The following is an 18,065-nucleotide window of genomic DNA, read 5'->3' on the forward strand; positions in this document are numbered from 1 at the left end:
GCAATTCGAATAAGGAGGGTTCGCTGGTGGAAGCTTATTATAATTGTCTGCAATGCAAAAATAAAAGAGTGCGTATCCTGACCAATGATGGCAAGCGTCATGAAGGGGTTATTGTAGATGTGGATAGAAACAATGTTTATTTGAAAACGAAGGGCAACGGTAGGGTGACAACCTCGGGATATAATCCTTATGGTAATTATTATGGCGGGTTTTACGGCTATGGCAGTGAAATTTTGACACTGAGTTTATTCACTCTGCTGGCAATAGCGCTTATTTGAGGGTAAGGATATAAAAAGCGGACCATCCTCAGCTTTTGGGGTGGTCCGTTTTTTGATATAGGGTTTTGTATGCTCCATACTGTTAATTCTGTACGGCGATGGAACCAATTTGTGTAGAGAGTGACAGTAGGGGGCCTCCTCCGTTAAAATCCTTTTTTCCTTTTGAGGTGCCTGTAATTCGGCCAAGCTGGCTTGATGCCTCTACGGTGCATTTCAGATTGCTGGAGACAGCAGCGGTGATTTTACCTATTTCACTCTTGACGTTAAGGCTGCTGCCGGGGTCCATTTCGTTGATATCGAGTCGGATGCTTCCGGTGTCGGACTTTATGGCAGATTTGCCGCTAACCCGGGCATTCTCCAGATGAATTGATCCGACATTGCTTACAATATGAAAGGTACCCTTCAGGTCTTGCAGCCCAATCGCTCCCATATTATTTATGATCTGATATTCATAGATGCTGTCCGGAATTCCAATTTCATAGTCAATGCTAATGTCTGAGGAACCGAATTTTTTCTGTGCCCAAGTCCAGAGACTCTTATTGGGGTTATCCTTTGCGTGTGTGGAGACGGTCAGCTTGTCACCGCTGGTCTCGATAGATACCTCGGCGTTATCCAGAATTTCAAGACTGGTCTCATGTGTGGACACGTTATGCGTGGCAACCGTTGCTTTTACGGTGACGGTATCATCCTTGGCGGACGTCACCTGCACGTTCCCGATCGGATTGTCAAGACTGAGTACTGAGGCTGATCCGGATTTCAGCGAGGCTGTAAGCTCTTTGCTCATGCTCCTCGAATTTATCTCCTGAGTTACTTTGACGGCAGTATTCTGAACGGCCTGCTCTACATTTGCAGTAATCTGTCCGAGCTCCTGCTTCGCTGTCTCCGCTATTGTTTCATGGCTTTTTCCGGACAAGCGCTGTTCAAGTTGAGCGTCAGCCGCTTCCTTGCCCGGCAGCTCCCGGCAGCCTGCCAACAGTGCAATAGAGACAACGGCAATAGCCGCGATAATAGCGGTGTTATGATTTTTCTTCAATTTACAGACCCTCCCCAAAATAATCTTGCTGCTTATGTATAATCAATATTATATATTATGGAAAAAATTGAAGAACAGGCCGCAGACGGGTTGCTGTACTGGACTAAAGTCCAGGGGAGGCGTGAGCTACATTTTAATGAAGGGGTATGATAAAATAAACAATAGAATTTACATTTTAACGGAACGCGTTTCGGGTTGAAACACACTTGGACTAAAAAGCAGAGGAGCGGATGAGCAAATGACATATACAGCAGTTCTAGCTGTGTTGTTGGTTGGTGCGGTTCTGTATTTTATATCCCGCAGCCGGAAGAGCAAGCCCTCAGGCCCCAAGGCGGGACCCGCAAGTAATGTGATCTCTATGGATAAGCACCGGAAAGCCAAGCACAGCTCAGCAGATCAGCTATGCTCTTCGTGTAAAAAGAAAAACGGCAAGCTGATCTTTTACGCACAGGATAATGGAACGGTCGTAGGACTCTGCAAAGATTGCCAGAGTAAGGCGAAGAAGCGGGATATGCTGCCGCTGTAGCTCCTAAGAAATAAGTTGTCTTTACTATTCAGTTGTGATATTATTATTTCTGTTGTGTGGAATACGGTGGTCCGCTGCGGATAATGAGGGAGAGCGAAGGTCTCTCCGGAAGAGGCAAGAACACCTGTACGGAAGGAGGAAGTCCTGAATGAATATCCTACAAGCGATTACGCAAGAGCAGCTTCGTAAAGACATCCCGAGTTTTCGCCCGGGTGACACTTTGAAGGTGCACGTAAAAGTTATCGAAGGAACTCGTGAACGGATCCAGTTGTTCGAAGGCGTTGTAATTAAACGTCGCGGCGGTGGAATCAGTGAGACTTTTACAGTTCGTAAAATTTCTTACGGTGTTGGTGTGGAAAGAACTTTCCCAATCAACTCGCCTAAGATCGAGAAAATTGAAGTGGCTCGCCGTGGTAAAGTGCGTCGTGCTAAGCTTTATTATCTTCGTGACCTGCGCGGTAAAGCTGCAAGAATTAAAGAAATCCGTCGCTAGAATAGCGGCAAAGGAGAGGGGCTTGAGTTCAAGCCCCTTTCGTTTATCCTTGAAGGATACAATGGACCTGGAATATATACGCCTTAGGATCAGCTTCTCCGAAAAGGCCTCCTGACGGAGTATTCGTGGAGGAGTTTTTGGCAGGAGCTTTTTTTGTTGTATAGTGAGAGTAGCATATATAGAGAGGACGGTGAGCCATGCAGCAGGATTTGCAGCAGGGACAAGATGAGGTTGCCCAGCCTGAAGGCAATAATCCCCGTAAGCCCAAAAATGAGGTATTGGAATGGATCAAGGCCATAGCCATTGCGTTAGTTCTAGTGGTGTTGATACGCTGGCTTTTGTTCAAACCATTTATTGTTGACGGACCGTCGATGCAGCCGAACTTTCATACCGGTGAACGGGTGATTGTGAATGAAATATTGTATGACATCCGCTCTCCAAAGCGCGGTGAGGTCATTGTGTTCCATGTGCCTTCAGAGGGCAGAGACTTCATTAAGCGTGTTATTGGTGTGGCCGGAGATACAGTTAAGGTTGAAGGGGATGTCGTTACCGTTAACGGCGAGCCGGTGAGCGAGACGTATATTCAAGGCGCGATTGATGAGTCCCACAAGAATAACGCGCTATACAACGATAAGAATTTCCCTAATGAAAAATTCACAGACGGCAAAGTGCCGGAAGGACATGTGTTTGTTATGGGGGATAATCGTTCGGACAGTACAGACAGCCGGATGATTGGCTACGTGTCGCTGGGGGAGATTGTCGGCCGTGCGGACCTGATTTTCTGGCCAGTGAAAGATATTTCAGTAATTAACCATTAAGTTGACGGAAGTCAAAGGAGGTGACGGCGATGGCCATTCAATGGTTTCCTGGTCATATGACAAAGGCTAGGCGGCAAATCGAGGATAAGCTGAAGCTGATTGATGTTGCAATAGAACTGCTCGATTCCCGTCTGCCGTTTTCGAGCCGCAATCCGATGATTGATGATATTCTGCGGGACAAGCCCAGGCTGATTATTCTGAATAAAGCAGACCTGGCTGACCCCGAGGCTACACGGAAGTGGCTGGCTTATTTCAAATCGGAAGGGCATGTTGCCCATCCTGTTGATGCGGCTACCGGTACGGGCATCAAGGAAATTCCTGAGCAGGTCAAGCTGCTGCTGAAGGACAAGATCGACCGGCAAATTGCCAAGGGAATTAATCCGCGGGCTAGCCGGGCGCTGATCGTCGGGATTCCCAATGTAGGCAAATCGACGCTTATCAACCGGATGGCCGGTAAAAATATCGCCGCCACCGGCGACCGCCCGGGTGTCACCAAGGGCCAGCAATGGATCAAGACAGGTGGTAATCTGGAGCTTCTGGATACTCCGGGAATTCTGTGGCCGAAATTCGAGGATCAGGAGGTAGGTTACCGCCTGGCAGTAACCGGTGCGATTAAAGAGGAGATCCTGAACGTTGAGGATATTGCTTTTTTCGCAGTCAAGTACCTGGTCAAGGACTACGGCGCGAGCTTTCAGGAACGCTTCGGAATTGAGAAGCTGCCCGAGGATTTGGAGAACCCGGACGAGATTGTTGCGGTGATGGAAGCGGTAGGCCGCAAACGCGGTTGTCTCATCAGCGGCGGACGGGTGGATCTGGAGAAGGCTTCCCGCCTCCTGCTGCATGATCTGCGTGCGGGCAAGCTTGGCCGCTTCACGCTGGAAACGCCTTAATCGTAAATCGAACATAGAAGAGCCATCCAATGGTATTGGGTGGCTTTTTGCATTGAGATGTTGTGAGATAACGTGGAAGGATCTAGTAGTATCTTAAGGGAAGATAAGCATCCAGAGTGGAACTAAGGCAGTTGAATTGAAAAAAAGATAAGACGGCGCAGAGTTCTGCTTAAATAGCTCAAGGGCTTCTGCTAAATATTATGAGCAAAAAGATGGATGACCCAACCGCCTTTATTATGATAAGCTGGCTTGTACAGGATGCTGGGAAATTTGAATTGGCGGGGGATATATAGTGAGTACTGCGGATATGTTGTACTATGAAAAAGCTGGGTGGGAGCAGGATTACCGCCGCATTGCCGGCGTTGACGAGGTGGGCAGAGGCTGTCTGTTCGGCGATGTTGTGGCAGCGGCAGTTATTTTGCCGGAAGGCTTGATTATAGAAGGTGTGGACGATTCCAAAAAGCTGACGGCGAAGAAACGGGATGCGTTGTTCGAGATCATTATGGAGCAGGCGCTGGCCGTTGGTGTCGGTCATGTGGATTCGGCCGTTATAGATGAAATTAATATTAAGCAGGCTTCACGTCTGGCGATGAGAAAAGCGGTGGAGGGCCTGGCCCACACTCCGGATTACATGCTGATTGATGCCGAGAAAGTGGATCTTCCGCTTCCGCAGCTCGCGATCATCAAAGGTGATGCGAACAGCCAGTCCATCGCTGCGGCGTCGATTGTAGCCAAGGTGACACGTGACCGTCTGTGTGAAGGCTTATGGGAGGAATTATACCCCGACTACGGGATTAAAATACATAAAGGATATGCTACCAAGCTTCACCGTGAACAAATACTCGCTCTGGGACCGACTCCTATGCATCGCCGCAGCTTCATCGGCAAGATTTTGGCGGAGCAGATGACTTTATTCTAGGTTGTTATCTGCGGAGCGGAAGGATTCTTATAAAAAGGTCAAAATTGCCGATATAAATGGAAAGGGAAACTGGAAGGGAGGGGAAACGGGATGAATATCGGATCAGTTATTCGCGGATTGCTTGGCGATACTAAAGCGGGAGAAGCCAAGACAGTAGAGCTGAAGGAAGGCCAGGTTGTCCGTGGTGTAGTGCTCAGCGTATCTGATTCCGGTAAAGAGGCTGTGGTGCAAATACAGGGCACTCCGGTCCGGGCGGAACTTGAAACGCCGCTGCAGCCGGGACAAACATTGAATCTGCAGGTTGCGCCGCCAGGAGAAGGCGGCTTGCCTGTGCTGAAGCCGGTCTCCCTTGGCGAGGCAGCGCTGGCTTCCCCGCAGAGCATGGGAGAAGCATTGGAATCATTGGGCCTGACAGATTCCAAAGCGGGCCGGGAAATTATTCAAGCTATGGTATCCGGTGGAGTAGCCTTGACAAAAGAAACGGCGGCAAAGCTGGATGCAATAATAAATGCTAAACCGGCAAATGTACCGGTGTCGGAATGGCTGGAGGCTGCAGTGATTTCGGTAAAACGAGGGCTGCCGGTTACAACTGAGAGTGTAAAGGGATTGCAGCAGGCGGTATTCGGGCCAAAGCTTCATCAGCTATTGGCTGCTCTCGAGACGGAAATCAGTCTGTGGATGCAGCAGGAGCAGGAAGCAAGCGGCAATGGAAGCTCAAGTGCGGCTGGCGTCGGAAAGCCTGCTGCTGTTATGCCTGGAGCATTCGCTCCGGGCGCTGCTGCGCCTCTGGCAGGAGGGAACGCAGCTTCCGGGGCTGCGGCACCGGCTGGCGATGCTGCTGATGTGGCGGAAGCAACAACTGTGCGCTCGGTTCGTGAAGTATCGGAGGAACCTCAAGCTGCCAAAGCTGCTGCTCCATCGTCCGGAACACAGCCTGCGCCTGCTGTGAAGACCGAAATTGCTGGCGGGAATCCGGCTCCATCGCTTGCCGGAGATTCGGTTGCTGATGAGGATCAGTCCCCGCCTGCTTCCATGGGGAAAGGCGCAACGGCTGCTGCCCAGCAAGCGGAGGGCGGCGAATCTATAGAGAGCGGGACTTTGTCTAGAGGGGCAAATGGTGAAACTGGTGCAGCTTCAAGGCCTGCTGCATCTGCAGGTGCTGCTGCTGTGAGCGGTTCTTCTGTTGCTTCTGCTGCGTTGGCAGAAGAGGGGGTAGGGCGTTCCGGGGCGGAGCCGGAACGCTCAGAGCCCGCGGCGGCGGGTACTGCCGCCGCCGGCAAAGGTGCCGCAGCTTCGCCTGCGGTACCCGCCGGGGCCGCCCTGCTTGCGAAGCTGCAGGGCGTGCTCACCGAGCTGCGCGGCACGCTGCCGCAGCTCGCCACGGCCCCGCCCGCTGACGCGACGGCGGGCGCTGGCCCTGCCCCTGCGGCTGCGCAGCCGCAGGGCACCACGGCCCCGCCAGCGGCGGCGGGGCAAGAGCAGGCCCCCGCGGCAGGCGCGCCGCGCGGGGACAGTCCGTCTGCGGCCGCAGCGCCGCAGACGGGACCCGCCCCCACCCACGAGACGGAGTCGTGGGTGGGGCGGGTGCTGAAGCTGCTCGGTGCGGAGCACGAGCAGCAGGCCGTGCGCGGCGGCGGCGGGAATGCCGCCGCTGAGGCGCGGGGCGCGGCGGTGCCGGCGGCCGCGGCAGGGCGTGAGTCAGCGCTGCCGCCGGCGGCGCTGGCGAGTGTGGGTGTCGGAGGCGGCGATACCGCCGCCGACACGCTGAAGGGCCTGCTGCTGCAGGTTCTGGGCAGCAGCGATGCGCCGCCCGCGGTCAAGGATGCCGCGGGCCAACTGGTGCAGCAGCTCACCGGGCAGCAGTTGCTGCTGAATACGGACCGCACAGCGCCGTTTGCGCAGGTTACGATGTTCCTGCCGTTGAAGGGGCCGGATGGACAGGAGACGGCTTCCGTTCATATTCAGTCACGCCGGGGCCGTAAGGGTGAGCTGGATGCGGCGAACTGCCGGCTCTGGTTTGATCTGGATATGAAGCAGCTCGGCCAGACGCTGGTGGATGTTCAGGTGGTTGACCGGATAGTCAGCCTGAAGCTGCACAACGATACGCCGTGGGTACTGGAGCTGCTGGAAGAGCGGCGTGAGGAGATCAAAACGGCGGTGGAATCAATTGGGTATCAGCTACTTAGTCTGCGGACAGAACCATTGCCTGAACCTGCATCAGCAGCTTCCCTCGCCAGAAATGCAGGCAAGCTGGCTGACTATGTACCGGATTCATACAAAGGAGTAGATTACCGCATATGAGCGAACCCGTTAACGAAGTTACACCAAGTCGCAAAAAAGCGGTGGCGCTCAAATATACTCCAGGCCAGAACGAAGCACCGGTCGTTGTAGCGAAGGGACATGGTGCAATAGCGGATAAAATCCTGCAAACGGCTAAAGAAAACGGAGTGGCTGTCCAGGAAGATGCCGCGTTGGTGGAAGTGCTCTCCAAGCTGGATCTTGACCAGCAAATTCCTCAGCAGTTGTATCAGTTAGTCGCGGAGATTCTAAGCTATGTCTACCAGAGTGACCGTTCTGCCGGGGAACGGAGGCTGAAGTGAGCGTATCGTCTGCCGGAGAGCATTATAGCCGCAAGCAAAAGGGAGCTGCCGGGGAAACGGCTGCTGTCCAGTATTTATCTGCCTGGGGCTACAGGGTTGTGGACCGGAATTGGCGCTGCCGGAGCGGTGAGCTGGATATTGTTGCTGAATATGGAGATGCACTCATATTTATAGAGGTCCGCAGCCGCGGCGGCAGCAATCTGCAGGGAACTCCCGAGGAGTCGGTAGATCAGCGGAAAATTCATCAGGTGAGGTCCACTGCCCAGGTATATTTGCATATGAAAGGCCAGTATGAGCGGCAGATTTCATTTGACGTTATCTCCGTAATGTTGAATGACGATATGAGTGTTGCTTCGCTCAGCCATATCCGCGAAGCTTTTTAAGGACGGCGAAGCCGTTTCTGTGTGTTACAGTTATTGTTCATAGCCGCCATGAGGAGGGCTGTCTGCGTGATAAATCAGCCATTTGATATACAGGTGAGTTTTACTTGCCAATATTGCGGTAACAAAGTTGCAGTGGATCTGGGCGCGGAGCCTGTATCCGTTGTCTGCTGCAGCAATTGCAGCAAGACCTTTACCGTTATGCGGCCAGCCATTGCCGATGAAATATTGATTGATTGGAAGAATGAAGCCTTATTCCAGAAAATCCGGGCGGAAAAAACCCAGAGCAGCAATGACAGTCTGCTGTCGCTTTTAATCCGGGTTATTGAACTGCTGACCTGGCGGGATAAGGGCAACGGACAGGTGGAGGCGATCAAGGAAATGCGGAATTGGCTCATTGAGCATGATGAAGTTCCGTCACTTACTGAATTGATTAATCTGGATGAGGATAACCGGCGTTCCACTAAGCGATACTGAAGCAAACGATATATTATCCATGACTCCGAAGCATCCGGCCGTGTGGGGCATCGGAGTCTTTTAGCAAGCAGGAGGGACACTGAATGTCTAACGTTTTTTTTACCTCAGATCATCATTTTGGTCATAAGCTGATTATTGATTTTGAATCCCGCCCGTTTAAGAATGTGGAGGAGATGGACCGGGTGATGATCGAACGCTGGAATTCCACTGTAGTTCCGCAGGACACCGTATTTCACCTGGGAGATTTCTCATTTCGGAAGCTGGAAGACACCCGCAGTATCGTGTCCGCGCTGAACGGCTACAAAATACTGATTCTCGGCAATCACGACCGCAGCCGCGGCCGGAGCTGGTGGCTGGAGGCCGGATTTAATGAGGTTAGTGAATATCCTCTTATTTACAAAGATTTCTTTTTTCTTTCACATGAACCAATGTATATGAATAAGCATATGCCTTACGTGAATGTGCACGGTCATATCCATGGGCAGAAATACGAAGGGAAAAATTACTTCAACCTTTGTGTGGAGCATTGGGACTACACTCCGTTGTCATTCCAGCAGATAAGGGATGCGGTTGTGGTTAGTGAGGAAGGTTAACCTAAGTTCCCTTCACGATTGATTTGCATAAATATGCAGAACACTGAGAATTGTGAGTATTATTGCCTATGGGTATTGATAATATCAAGGAAATCCCTGTATACTTAAGGGAATAAAATTTTCGGAAAATTGTGGAAGCACCCTTTTTCTTGAACTTATACCGCTCTGCTGTGAGCGTATTTCGGGAGAAGAGGTGTTTTTTTGTTATGTATGGAAAGATGCACAGTGCGTGTTTATACGGTATTGAAGGCGTAATGATCGGTGTGGAAGTAGATCTCGCCAATGGTCTCCCTCAAACGAATATTATTGGACTGCCTGACTCTGCAATTCGCGAAGCTGTGGAGCGAGTGCGTGCTGCCGTCAAAAATTGCGGCTACCGTTATCCCCAGCAGCGCGTCACCATCAATCTTGCTCCGGCTGACCTGCGCAAGGAGGGGTCAGCATTCGATCTGGCGATCGCCCTTGGCATCCTGACGACCAGCGGTCAGCTTATGATGCCTGATACGCAGAACATGCTGCTGATTGGTGAGCTGGCACTGGATGGAAGTCTGCACCCGGTTACCGGCGTGTTGTCGATGGTTGAAGCTGCACGCCGGGCGGGCTTGCGGGCAGTGCTGGTGCCTGCAGAGAATGCCGCCGAAGCTTCGCTGATCAGCGGCATGAAGGTGTATACTGCGGATCATCTGCGGCAGTTGCCACAGCCGATGCAAGAAACGGATAGGATAATAGCAGTCAGCCAATCTGCAGACCCTAATTTAGAACCGGCGTCTTCTTTACAGATGAGTCAGCTTCCTTTCCCTGTCTCTGTCAGCACAGGCTTGGCTGCGCCAGAACGCCCTCCGGTCACAGTGCTTACATTGGAGCACCTAAGATATGTTCCGTCATATGGGCTTACGGGTGCGGCTGCTGCCGCTGCCGCAGAGAATATGATGACTGAGGATTATAGTGATGTGCTTGGCCAGAATCATGTGAAGCGGGCACTGACAATTGCTGCGGCCGGAATGCACAATATTGTTCTGATGGGCCCGCCAGGCACAGGCAAAACCATGCTGATCAAACGTCTGCCGGGCATACTGCCGGAGCTGAGCGATACCGAGTCGCTGGAGGTAACCCGGATTTTCAGTGCTGCCGGCAAGCTGAAGGATGCCCACAGCGGGCTGTTGCGCAGCCGCCCTTTTCGTTCCCCGCATCATACCATTTCAGCGGCAGGATTAATCGGAGGCGGGGGAATCCCGAGGCCTGGAGAGGTGAGCTTGGCTCATCGCGGCATTCTTTTCCTGGATGAGCTGCCCGAGTTCTCCCGCAATGTGCTTGAGGTTCTGCGTCAGCCGCTGGAGGACAGCGTGGTGACAATCAGCCGCGCCAGGGCTGCTTTTACGTTCCCGGCGCAATTTTTACTTGCTTGTTCGATGAATCCGTGCAGTTGCGGATATCTGGGAAGCGGGGGCGTGCAGCAAAGATGCACCTGCTCTCCGGCCAAAATTGCACAGTACCGCGCCAAAATCTCCGGTCCTCTGCTGGATCGGATTGACATGCAGGTCGATGTACCACGCCCTAAGGAATGGGATGAGCAGGGGGCTTCGTTATCTTCGGCAGAGATGCGTTCTGAGGTGCTCAAGGTTCAGGCCATTCAGGCGGAACGCTACAAGAATCTGCCGATTTCCTGGAACAGTGAGCTTTCGGGGGCTGCCCTGCGGCGCTACGCCGGGCTTAACAAGGAGAGCCGTCTGCTGCTTAATGACATTCTGGAGAGTCTCGGCCTGAGCATGCGGGCGCATGACCGGATCATCAAGCTGGCCCGCACAATAGCTGACTTGGAAACGGCGCCTGACATTACTTCCGCACATTTAGCGGAGGCTGTGCAGTACCGCAATCTGGACCGTCATGCCATAGCAGAGGAATGATACCCTTTTGGAAACCTGGTTCACTATGTTGATTTTTTCTTGATCCTACAAAAACAAGCCGCCCGGAATGTCCGGACGGCTTGGGCGCTTCTAAGCGAATTCTGATCCTTGCTTACAGCACATTCAGCTCAACTTGAATATTGCCGCGGGTAGCCCGGGAATAAGGGCATGCTCCGTGAGCTGCTTCCACCAGTTGTGCAGCGGTCTCTTTGTCAACGCCTTTAACGAGAACATCAAGCCGCACGGCAATGCCGAATCCGCCGTCTTCAACCTTACCGAAGCTTACGGTAGCCGTAACTTCGCTGCCTTCAATTTTTACTTTACCCATACGGGCTACCATGTTAAGTGCGCTGTCGAAGCAAGCGGAATAGCCGGCTGCAAACAATTGCTCAGGGTTAGTGCCTTCGCCGCCGGCTCCGCCCATTTCCCGTGGAGTACTTATGGTAAGGTTTAGCTTTGGACTTTCGGATTCAATATAACCGTTTCTGCCGCCAACGGCTTTAACCGTAGTTTCATACATTTTTTGTTGAATAGTCATCATAATAAAATCGCTCCCGTTCATTTCATAATGTATTGTACACAATTTAATTTAACACAATAAAAATAATAGTCAATATATTTTTTGCTATTATCATGATATTAGATTAGAATTGTGATAAACTAATGACATAAAGGCAGGTGAAGAAGATATGCAAGAAACAAATAACACAACTCCCGAGCTGCTGCTTGAGAATCAACTGTGCTTTACCATTTATGCTTGTTCCCGTGAGTTTACGAAGCTGTATCAGCCGCATTTAGATAAGATTGGCTTAACGTATTCGCAGTATCTTGTAATGCTGGTGCTTTGGGAAAGACGCCAATGTACAGTTAAAGAACTGGGAGAAGCGCTTTTTTTGGATTCGGGCACATTGACACCGCTCTTGAAGCGGCTGCAAGCTGCCGGCCTGATTTTACGTGAACGCTCTTTGCAGGATGAACGGAAGGTGCTGATATCATTGACTGAGCAAGGCTGGTCGCTTCGTAGTGACGCAGCTTGTATTCCCGGCAGAATGGTGGAAGGCACAATGCTGTCTGCCGATGAATTTGTCGGTCTGCTTGGACAATTTAAGGGCCTGCTTGCCCGTGTTCATGAGGCTAATATCAGTGCGTCGAAATAGCTTGTTCGGATAATGTCAATGCAATCGTTCGCATTTCGGCATGAAATTTAGCGAAAATATATGTATAAATCGTGAAAGTTTTTAAGGAAAGCGTTTTTAAAACATGTTACAATATTCTGGGTTTCACATGATGGCAGCTTGGTAATTGCGGGTTTTTCACTGTAATTAGCTAGGGTGTCACTGGCGGAAGATTGTGCCGTTTTCGTGCAGAGGGCGGCACAAGTATTCTGTATGTACCGGGATATTGTGCATTTCACCGGTCTGGACCCGGCTTTGGACAATCAAACGGAAAGCGGAATGGGAGCAGGCTGCCTGCTTATGCCACCGCACACTTTAGGAGGCTTCCGGTATGAATATCCACGAGTATCAGGGAAAAGAAGTACTTAAGAAGTACGGCGTTGCCGTGCCGAACGGAAAAGTAGCTTATTCAGTGGAGGAAGCGGTTGAAACCGCAGCATCGCTGGGTACACCGGTGGTAGTGGTCAAAGCGCAGATTCATGCGGGAGGACGAGGAAAAGCCGGAGGCGTGAAGGTTGCCAAGTCAAGCGAAGAGGTGCGTGCCTTCGCCGGAGAGATTCTCGGTAAAACCCTGGTTACCCACCAGACCGGGCCTGAAGGCAAGGTAGTAAAGCGTCTGCTGATTGAAGAAGGCTGCCAGATTGTTAAGGAATATTATATCGGACTCGTTGTGGACCGCGGCTCCGGCCGTGTTGTCATGATGGCATCGGAGGAAGGCGGGACGGAGATTGAAGAGGTTGCAGCGACTCATCCGGAGAAGATTTTCAAGGAAATCATTGATCCGGCAGTAGGGCTGCAGACATTTCAGGCCCGGAAATTAGCGTATAGCATTGCCATTCCAACTGAGCTGGTCAATAAAGCTGTTACATTCATGCAAGCGCTGTATTTGGCTTTTGTGGATAAAGATTGCTCCATTGCCGAGATTAATCCGCTTGTTGTGACGGCAGACGGAAATGTGATGGCGCTGGATGCCAAGCTGAATTTTGACTCCAACGCTTTATTCCGCCATAAGGATATTCAGGAGCTGCGTGATCTCGATGAAGAGGATGCCAAGGAAATAGAAGCTTCTAAATTTGATCTCAGCTACATCGCCTTGGACGGCAACATCGGCTGCATGGTCAACGGGGCCGGTCTGGCAATGGCTACTATGGATATTATTAAATATTACGGCGGAGAGCCGGCCAACTTCCTGGATGTAGGGGGCGGCGCAACGACCGAGAAGGTAACTGAGGCATTCAAAATTATTTTATCCGATGATAAGGTAAATGGGATTTTTGTTAATATTTTTGGCGGGATTATGCGTTGTGATGTCATTGCCAGCGGTGTGGTGGAAGCGGCCAGGCAGCTTGGACTCACCAAACCGCTTGTTGTGCGCCTTGAAGGCACCAATGTAGCGCTTGGCAAACAGATTCTGGCCGGATCGGGACTCAATATCGTTGCAGCGGATTCCATGGCGGACGGAGCCCGTAAGATTGTTTCTCTTGTGTAATCGTATTCGACAATTTAAGTGGGGATGTGACCAAGGCATGAGCATTCTTGTAGATAAAAATACGAAAGTCATCACGCAGGGAATTACGGGCTCGACGGGCTTATTTCATACCAAAGGGGCACTGGATTACGGAACGCAGATGGTTGGCGGGGTCACGCCGGGCAAAGGTGGAACCTTTGTTAACATCACGCTGGAGAACGGTAGTGAGGTCAGTCTGCCTGTATTCGACACTGTGGCTGCTGCCAAAAAGGCAACCGGAGCAACCGCTAGCGTTATCTATGTTCCGCCGGCCTTTGCCGCCGACTCGATCATGGAAGCGGTGGATGCAGAGCTTGAACTGGTTATTTGTATTACCGAGGGAATTCCAGTGCTTGATATGGTGAAAGTTTCACGGTACATGGAAGGGCGTTCCACTGTGCTGATCGGTCCCAACTGCCCGGGGGTTATAACGCCAGGCGAGTGCAAAATTGGCATTATGCCGGGATATATTCATATGCGTGGTTATGTGGGGGTGGTCTCCCGCAGCGGAACCTTGACCTATGAGGCGGTTCATCAGCTTACTGAGCGCGGCATCGGGCAATCCTCGGCTGTGGGTATTGGCGGCGACCCGGTTAAAGGCTCGGAATTTATCGACATTCTGAAGCTGTTCAACGAAGATCCGGGCACCAAAGCCGTCGTGATGATCGGTGAGATTGGCGGTACGGCAGAAGAAGAAGCTGCTGTCTGGATCAAAGAGAATATGACAAAGCCTGTAGTCGGTTTTATAGGCGGAGTCACTGCGCCACCGGGCAAACGGATGGGGCATGCCGGGGCCATTATTTCGGGAGGAAAAGGTACGGCCAGCGAAAAGATTGCCATGCTGGAATCCTGCGGCATTAAAGTAGCGCCAACTCCTGCAGAAATGGGCGCTACGCTTGTGAGTGTCCTGGAAGAGCGCGGCATTCTGAATGCTTTTACTGCGCATTAATATTTGGAATACATTTGCGTCAATATCAGGTATAATTAACTTAAAGGTAAGCAACCTTTTGTTCTCTCTAATGGGGATAAAAGGTTGCTTTTTTGCCGTCCGGATATATCTCTGTCTGGGATGTGCTGTATAATCTTACATTTTTGCGAAAGTTTATAAACCAGGAAGGCTCATCCTTCCACTCAGAGGAGAGATAGACTTGGATACACGCGACTTGCTGTTTGGGCTAAATGAAATTGAGGGAGTTGGATGGAAGACTATAGAAAAAATACACCAGGCGGGACTTTTGGCGGAAAATGTATTTTTATGTAGTGCAGAGGATTGGGAAAAGAAAGGGATAAACGCGAAAATAGCCGTACGGCTTGCTGATGATTTTAATAAAGAGTGGATTTATGCACGTCACCTTTTAATGAAGGAAAGCGGAGTAGCGATGGTGACTATTCTGGATGAGGGGTATCCCGCATTGTTGAAAGAAGCGCCTCAGCCGCCTTGGGTGCTGTATTATCGAGGGCGGCTGGAGCTGGCATCCAATCCTGCCATTGCGATGGTCGGTACCCGGGTGCCGACTGCCTATGGACGTAAGGTGGGCGAGCTGCTGGCGGAGGAGCTGAGTGCTGCGGGATTTACTGTAGTCAGCGGCCTGGCCCGGGGCATCGACAGTGTCTGTCATGAAGCTGCGCTAAGGAGCAGGGGCAGTACGATTGCGGTTGTTGCTACAGGGCTCGACAAAGTTTATCCGCCTGAGAACCGGGAGCTGGAGCTGCAGATTTCACGTGAGGGGCTTGTGCTTAGCGAATATCCCCTGGGCACCAAGAGCCATCCCGGCCTGTTCCCGCAGCGCAACCGGATTATTGCCGGACTGTCCCTCGGAACGCTTGTTGTCGAAGCTGACAGCCGCAGCGGATCGCTGATTACCGCCGATGCCGCACTTGAAGCTGGAAGAGATGTTTTTGCTGTGCCCGGGCAGGTAACCTCGCCAAAAAGCCGGGGAGCGCTGGACCTGATTAAGCAAGGGGCAAAGCTGGTAACCGGCGCTGCCGATATTGTTGAAGAATACATATCCTACCTGCCTGCAGCGCTCCCGGAAGAAGCAAAGACAGCGGCTAATTTACGCGGAGCCCAAGAGACGCTGACGGAAAAGAAATTGACAAGTGAGGAGTCTCACCTTTACCATATACTGCATCAAGGCCCTTTTACACTGGATGAGCTGCTGACCAGAACGGGATGGGATTTTGGACTTTTGCATTCAGTTCTGTTATCTTTAATCATAAAAAAAGCGGTATCACAATTACCAGGGGCAATCTATAAGGTAATTTAATATAGAAGTAACAGGGTTAAGCAATGCTCTCGATAGGGGTTGTGTCTGAGAACCGTGTCAAACGAAGCATATGCTTACAAAATTTTAGGGGGAACAACCTATGGCGGAAGCGTTGGTTATTGTCGAGTCGCCGGCAAAAGCAAAAACAATTGGCAAATATTTAGGCAGTAAATATATCGTAAAGGCTTCAATGGGACATATCCGGGATTTGCCGAAGAGTCAGATCGGTGTAGAAGTGGAGAATCAATTTAGTCCCAAATACATCACGATCCGCGGTAAGGGCTCTATTCTGAAGGAACTCAAGGATGCCAGCAAAAAAGTGAAAAAAGTATATCTGGCGGCTGACCCGGACCGCGAAGGAGAAGCTATTGCCTGGCATCTGGCGCATGCGCTGGATCTGGACAACACGCAGGAGTGCCGGGTGGTTTTCAATGAGATTACCAAGCAGGCTGTCAAGGATGCTTTCAAGACACCGCGCAAAATTAATATGGATCTCGTGAATGCCCAGCAGGCCCGCCGGATTCTGGATCGTCTGGTTGGCTACAAGATTAGCCCATTATTATGGAAGAAAGTGAAAAAAGGTTTGTCTGCCGGCCGGGTACAGTCGGTTGCCGTGAAGATTATCATGGACCGCGAGAACGAAATCTCGGCGTTTGTGCCAACTGAGTATTGGAGTATTACGGCGAAGCTGGGCATCCGGGATACGATTTTCGACGCCAAGTTTCACAAGCTGAACGGCGAGAAGAAGGAGCTTGGCCAGGAAAGCGATGTTCAGGAAGTGCTTGAAGCAATTAAGAATGCCGCCTTTAAAGTAAGTGAGGTAAAAGAGAAAGAAAGACAGCGCCATCCTTCGGCGCCGTTTACGACCAGCTCCCTGCAGCAGGAGGCAGCGCGTAAGCTCGGCTTCCGTGCAGCCAAGACGATGTCTGTGGCACAGCAGCTCTATGAAGGTGTTGAGCTTGGCAAAGAAGGCACCGTGGGTTTGATTACCTACATGCGTACCGACTCCACACGGCTGTCCGCCACAGCGCAGGAAGAAGCCAAAGAACTGATCCTGGCTAAATACGGGGAGAAATTTGTTCCTGAGACCCCTAGACAATATTCAAAAAAAGCTGCTGGAGCGCAGGATGCGCATGAAGCTATTCGTCCGACCTCTGCACTCCGTGAACCCGAGATGGTCAAGGAGTTTATGAGCCGTGACCAATTCAGGCTGTATAAGCTGATCTGGGAGCGTTTTGTGTCCAGCCAAATGTCCTCGGCTCTCTTGGATACGCTCTCGGTGGATATAAATGCAGGGTCTGCTGTATTCAGAGCTGTTGGCTCTAAGGTTTCCTTTCCGGGATTTATGAAGGTCTATGTGGAAGGCAATGATGACGGTACAACGGATGAGGAGAAGTTTTTGCCGCCGCTGAAGGCCGGAGATGACCTCGTTAAGCATGAAATCGACCCTAAGCAGCATTTTACCCAGCCGCCTCCGCGTTATACGGAAGCACGGCTGGTGAAGACGCTGGAGGAGCTGGGCATAGGGCGGCCAAGTACATACGCCCCGACCTTGGAAACCATCCAGAAACGCGGCTATGTGGCGATTGAAGAAAAGAAGTTTATGCCGACAGAGCTCGGAGAACTGATCATAGAGCAGATGGAACAGTTTTTTCCGGAAATTCTTGATGTGGAATTTACCGCTCACATGGAAGGGGATCTTGACCATGTAGAGGAAGGTGCAGAGGATTGGGTGAAGGTTCTCGCGGAATTCTATGAATCCTTTGAGAAGCGGCTTGTATTTGCTGAGGAAGAAATGAAAGAGATTGAGATTGAGGATGAGGTCTCAGATGAGCTGTGCGAGAAATGCGGCAAGCCTATGGTCTATAAGCTGGGGCGTTTTGGTAAATTCCTGGCCTGCTCAGGGTTTCCGGATTGCCGCAACACGAAACCAATTGTTAAAGATATCGGGGTGACCTGTCCGAAGTGCCATGAAGGGAAGGTTGTAGAACGCCGCAGCAAGAAGGGGCGGGTCTTCTATGGCTGTGATCAGTATCCGGGCTGTGATTTTGTCTCCTGGGATAGACCATCCATTAAGCCGTGCCCGGTCTGCGGCTCTTGGATGGTTGAGAAGCGCAGCAAGCAGGGAACGAAGCTGCAGTGTACTTCATGTGACCACACAGAGGTGGTTCTTGACAACGAAGAAATAGCGGAATAAACGCTCTA

At 51.3% G+C, this 18,065-nt stretch carries 19 protein-coding genes; 17 read left to right on the forward strand and 2 right to left on the reverse strand.

What is annotated here, in order from left to right; translation table 11 throughout:
- Positions 1 to 26 precede the first annotated feature (26 nt).
- A complete protein-coding gene (locus B212_RS0109375; RefSeq protein WP_019910372.1) occupies positions 27 to 278 on the forward strand; it encodes a hypothetical protein in 252 nt (83 codons plus the stop codon).
- 82 nt (positions 279 to 360) lie between these two features.
- On the opposite strand, the gene B212_RS0109380 is transcribed toward B212_RS0109375, so the two are convergent.
- Positions 361 to 1,311 carry a hypothetical protein gene (locus tag B212_RS0109380; protein ID WP_019910373.1) on the reverse strand — a complete coding sequence of 317 codons (951 nt, stop codon included), beginning with the start codon at positions 1,309 to 1,311 and terminating at the stop codon, positions 361 to 363.
- Between the two features lie 238 nt (positions 1,312 to 1,549).
- Between B212_RS0109380 and B212_RS31160 the strand changes: the two genes are divergently transcribed.
- From B212_RS31160 to B212_RS0109435, 11 genes are all read left to right on the forward strand, one after another.
- A complete protein-coding gene (locus B212_RS31160; RefSeq protein ID WP_019910374.1) occupies positions 1,550 to 1,837 on the forward strand; it encodes a hypothetical protein in 288 nt (95 codons plus the stop codon).
- Positions 1,838 to 1,985: 148 nt separating this feature from the next.
- Entirely contained in the window at positions 1,986 to 2,330 is a 345-nt protein-coding gene (gene rplS / locus B212_RS0109390) for a 50S ribosomal protein L19 (RefSeq protein WP_019910375.1), read from the forward strand.
- A 197-nt stretch (positions 2,331 to 2,527) separates the two neighbouring features.
- On the forward strand, positions 2,528 to 3,148 hold the full coding sequence (gene lepB, locus B212_RS0109395; protein ID WP_019910376.1) for a signal peptidase I: 621 nt from the start codon (positions 2,528 to 2,530) through the stop codon (positions 3,146 to 3,148).
- A gap of 29 nt (positions 3,149 to 3,177) precedes the next feature.
- Positions 3,178 to 4,038: a ribosome biogenesis GTPase YlqF gene (ylqF, locus tag B212_RS0109400; RefSeq protein WP_019910377.1), complete on the forward strand. Its 861-nt coding sequence runs from the start codon at positions 3,178 to 3,180 to the stop codon at positions 4,036 to 4,038.
- Positions 4,039 to 4,345: 307 nt separating this feature from the next.
- Complete coding sequence (locus B212_RS0109405) at positions 4,346 to 4,957, forward strand: ribonuclease HII (RefSeq protein WP_028530715.1); 612 nt, start codon at positions 4,346 to 4,348, stop codon at positions 4,955 to 4,957.
- A gap of 90 nt (positions 4,958 to 5,047) precedes the next feature.
- Positions 5,048 to 7,258, forward strand: a complete 2,211-nt coding sequence (locus B212_RS0109410) for a hypothetical protein (RefSeq protein ID WP_019910379.1) — start codon at positions 5,048 to 5,050, stop codon at positions 7,256 to 7,258.
- Positions 7,255 to 7,557, forward strand: coding sequence for an EscU/YscU/HrcU family type III secretion system export apparatus switch protein (locus tag B212_RS0109415; RefSeq protein WP_019910380.1), 303 nt, complete (start codon positions 7,255 to 7,257; stop codon positions 7,555 to 7,557). The genes B212_RS0109410 and B212_RS0109415 overlap by 4 nt, the downstream gene beginning before the upstream one ends.
- Positions 7,554 to 7,940, forward strand: coding sequence for a YraN family protein (locus tag B212_RS0109420; protein ID WP_019910381.1), 387 nt, complete (start codon positions 7,554 to 7,556; stop codon positions 7,938 to 7,940). The genes B212_RS0109415 and B212_RS0109420 overlap by 4 nt, the downstream gene beginning before the upstream one ends.
- A 66-nt stretch (positions 7,941 to 8,006) precedes the next feature.
- Entirely contained in the window at positions 8,007 to 8,414 is a 408-nt protein-coding gene (locus tag B212_RS0109425; protein ID WP_019910382.1) for a hypothetical protein, read from the forward strand.
- Between the two features lie 83 nt (positions 8,415 to 8,497).
- Positions 8,498 to 9,007, forward strand: a complete 510-nt coding sequence (locus B212_RS0109430) for a metallophosphoesterase (RefSeq protein ID WP_019910383.1) — start codon at positions 8,498 to 8,500, stop codon at positions 9,005 to 9,007.
- A gap of 206 nt (positions 9,008 to 9,213) precedes the next feature.
- Positions 9,214 to 10,911 carry a YifB family Mg chelatase-like AAA ATPase gene (locus B212_RS0109435; RefSeq protein ID WP_019910384.1) on the forward strand — a complete coding sequence of 566 codons (1,698 nt, stop codon included), beginning with the start codon at positions 9,214 to 9,216 and terminating at the stop codon, positions 10,909 to 10,911.
- A gap of 112 nt (positions 10,912 to 11,023) precedes the next feature.
- On the opposite strand, the gene B212_RS0109440 is transcribed toward B212_RS0109435, so the two are convergent.
- Entirely contained in the window at positions 11,024 to 11,452 is a 429-nt protein-coding gene (locus B212_RS0109440) for an organic hydroperoxide resistance protein (protein WP_019910385.1), read from the reverse strand.
- 148 nt (positions 11,453 to 11,600) lie between these two features.
- Between B212_RS0109440 and B212_RS0109445 the strand changes: the two genes are divergently transcribed.
- The 5 genes from B212_RS0109445 to topA all read left to right on the forward strand — a co-directional run bounded on the left by B212_RS0109445 (position 11,601) and on the right by topA (position 18,057).
- Positions 11,601 to 12,068 (forward strand): MarR family winged helix-turn-helix transcriptional regulator, encoded by a 468-nt coding sequence (locus B212_RS0109445; RefSeq protein WP_019910387.1) that lies wholly within the window; start codon positions 11,601 to 11,603, stop codon positions 12,066 to 12,068.
- 349 nt (positions 12,069 to 12,417) lie between these two features.
- Positions 12,418 to 13,575 (forward strand): ADP-forming succinate--CoA ligase subunit beta, encoded by a 1,158-nt coding sequence (gene sucC, locus B212_RS0109450; RefSeq protein ID WP_019910388.1) that lies wholly within the window; start codon positions 12,418 to 12,420, stop codon positions 13,573 to 13,575.
- Positions 13,576 to 13,612: 37 nt separating this feature from the next.
- Positions 13,613 to 14,542, forward strand: a complete 930-nt coding sequence (sucD, locus tag B212_RS0109455) for a succinate--CoA ligase subunit alpha (RefSeq protein WP_019910389.1) — start codon at positions 13,613 to 13,615, stop codon at positions 14,540 to 14,542.
- A gap of 199 nt (positions 14,543 to 14,741) precedes the next feature.
- On the forward strand, positions 14,742 to 15,860 hold the full coding sequence (gene dprA / locus B212_RS0109460) for a DNA-processing protein DprA (RefSeq protein WP_019910390.1): 1,119 nt from the start codon (positions 14,742 to 14,744) through the stop codon (positions 15,858 to 15,860).
- Between the two features lie 100 nt (positions 15,861 to 15,960).
- A complete protein-coding gene (gene topA / locus B212_RS0109465; RefSeq protein WP_019910391.1) occupies positions 15,961 to 18,057 on the forward strand; it encodes a type I DNA topoisomerase in 2,097 nt (698 codons plus the stop codon).
- The last annotated feature ends 8 nt before the right edge of the window (positions 18,058 to 18,065 follow it).

Source organism: Paenibacillus sp. HW567 (genome assembly GCF_000374185.1).
GTDB lineage: Bacteria > Bacillota > Bacilli > Paenibacillales > Paenibacillaceae > Paenibacillus_AQ.

Coding starts and splice junctions, on each gene's coding strand:
- sucD (WP_019910389.1), top strand. CDS start 13,613: ATGAGCATTCTTGTAGATAAAAATACGAAAGTCATCACGCAGGGAATT.
- B212_RS0109405 (WP_028530715.1), top strand. CDS start 4,346: ATGTTGTACTATGAAAAAGCTGGGTGGGAGCAGGATTACCGCCGCATT.
- B212_RS0109435 (WP_019910384.1), top strand. CDS start 9,214: ATGTATGGAAAGATGCACAGTGCGTGTTTATACGGTATTGAAGGCGTA.
- B212_RS31160 (WP_019910374.1), top strand. CDS start 1,550: ATGACATATACAGCAGTTCTAGCTGTGTTGTTGGTTGGTGCGGTTCTG.
- lepB (WP_019910376.1), top strand. CDS start 2,528: ATGCAGCAGGATTTGCAGCAGGGACAAGATGAGGTTGCCCAGCCTGAA.
- B212_RS0109445 (WP_019910387.1), top strand. CDS start 11,601: ATGCAAGAAACAAATAACACAACTCCCGAGCTGCTGCTTGAGAATCAA.
- sucC (WP_019910388.1), top strand. CDS start 12,418: ATGAATATCCACGAGTATCAGGGAAAAGAAGTACTTAAGAAGTACGGC.
- ylqF (WP_019910377.1), top strand. CDS start 3,178: ATGGCCATTCAATGGTTTCCTGGTCATATGACAAAGGCTAGGCGGCAA.
- B212_RS0109415 (WP_019910380.1), top strand. CDS start 7,255: ATGAGCGAACCCGTTAACGAAGTTACACCAAGTCGCAAAAAAGCGGTG.
- rplS (WP_019910375.1), top strand. CDS start 1,986: ATGAATATCCTACAAGCGATTACGCAAGAGCAGCTTCGTAAAGACATC.
- B212_RS0109430 (WP_019910383.1), top strand. CDS start 8,498: ATGTCTAACGTTTTTTTTACCTCAGATCATCATTTTGGTCATAAGCTG.
- B212_RS0109410 (WP_019910379.1), top strand. CDS start 5,048: ATGAATATCGGATCAGTTATTCGCGGATTGCTTGGCGATACTAAAGCG.
- topA (WP_019910391.1), top strand. CDS start 15,961: ATGGCGGAAGCGTTGGTTATTGTCGAGTCGCCGGCAAAAGCAAAAACA.
- B212_RS0109440 (WP_019910385.1), bottom strand. CDS start 11,452: ATGATGACTATTCAACAAAAAATGTATGAAACTACGGTTAAAGCCGTT.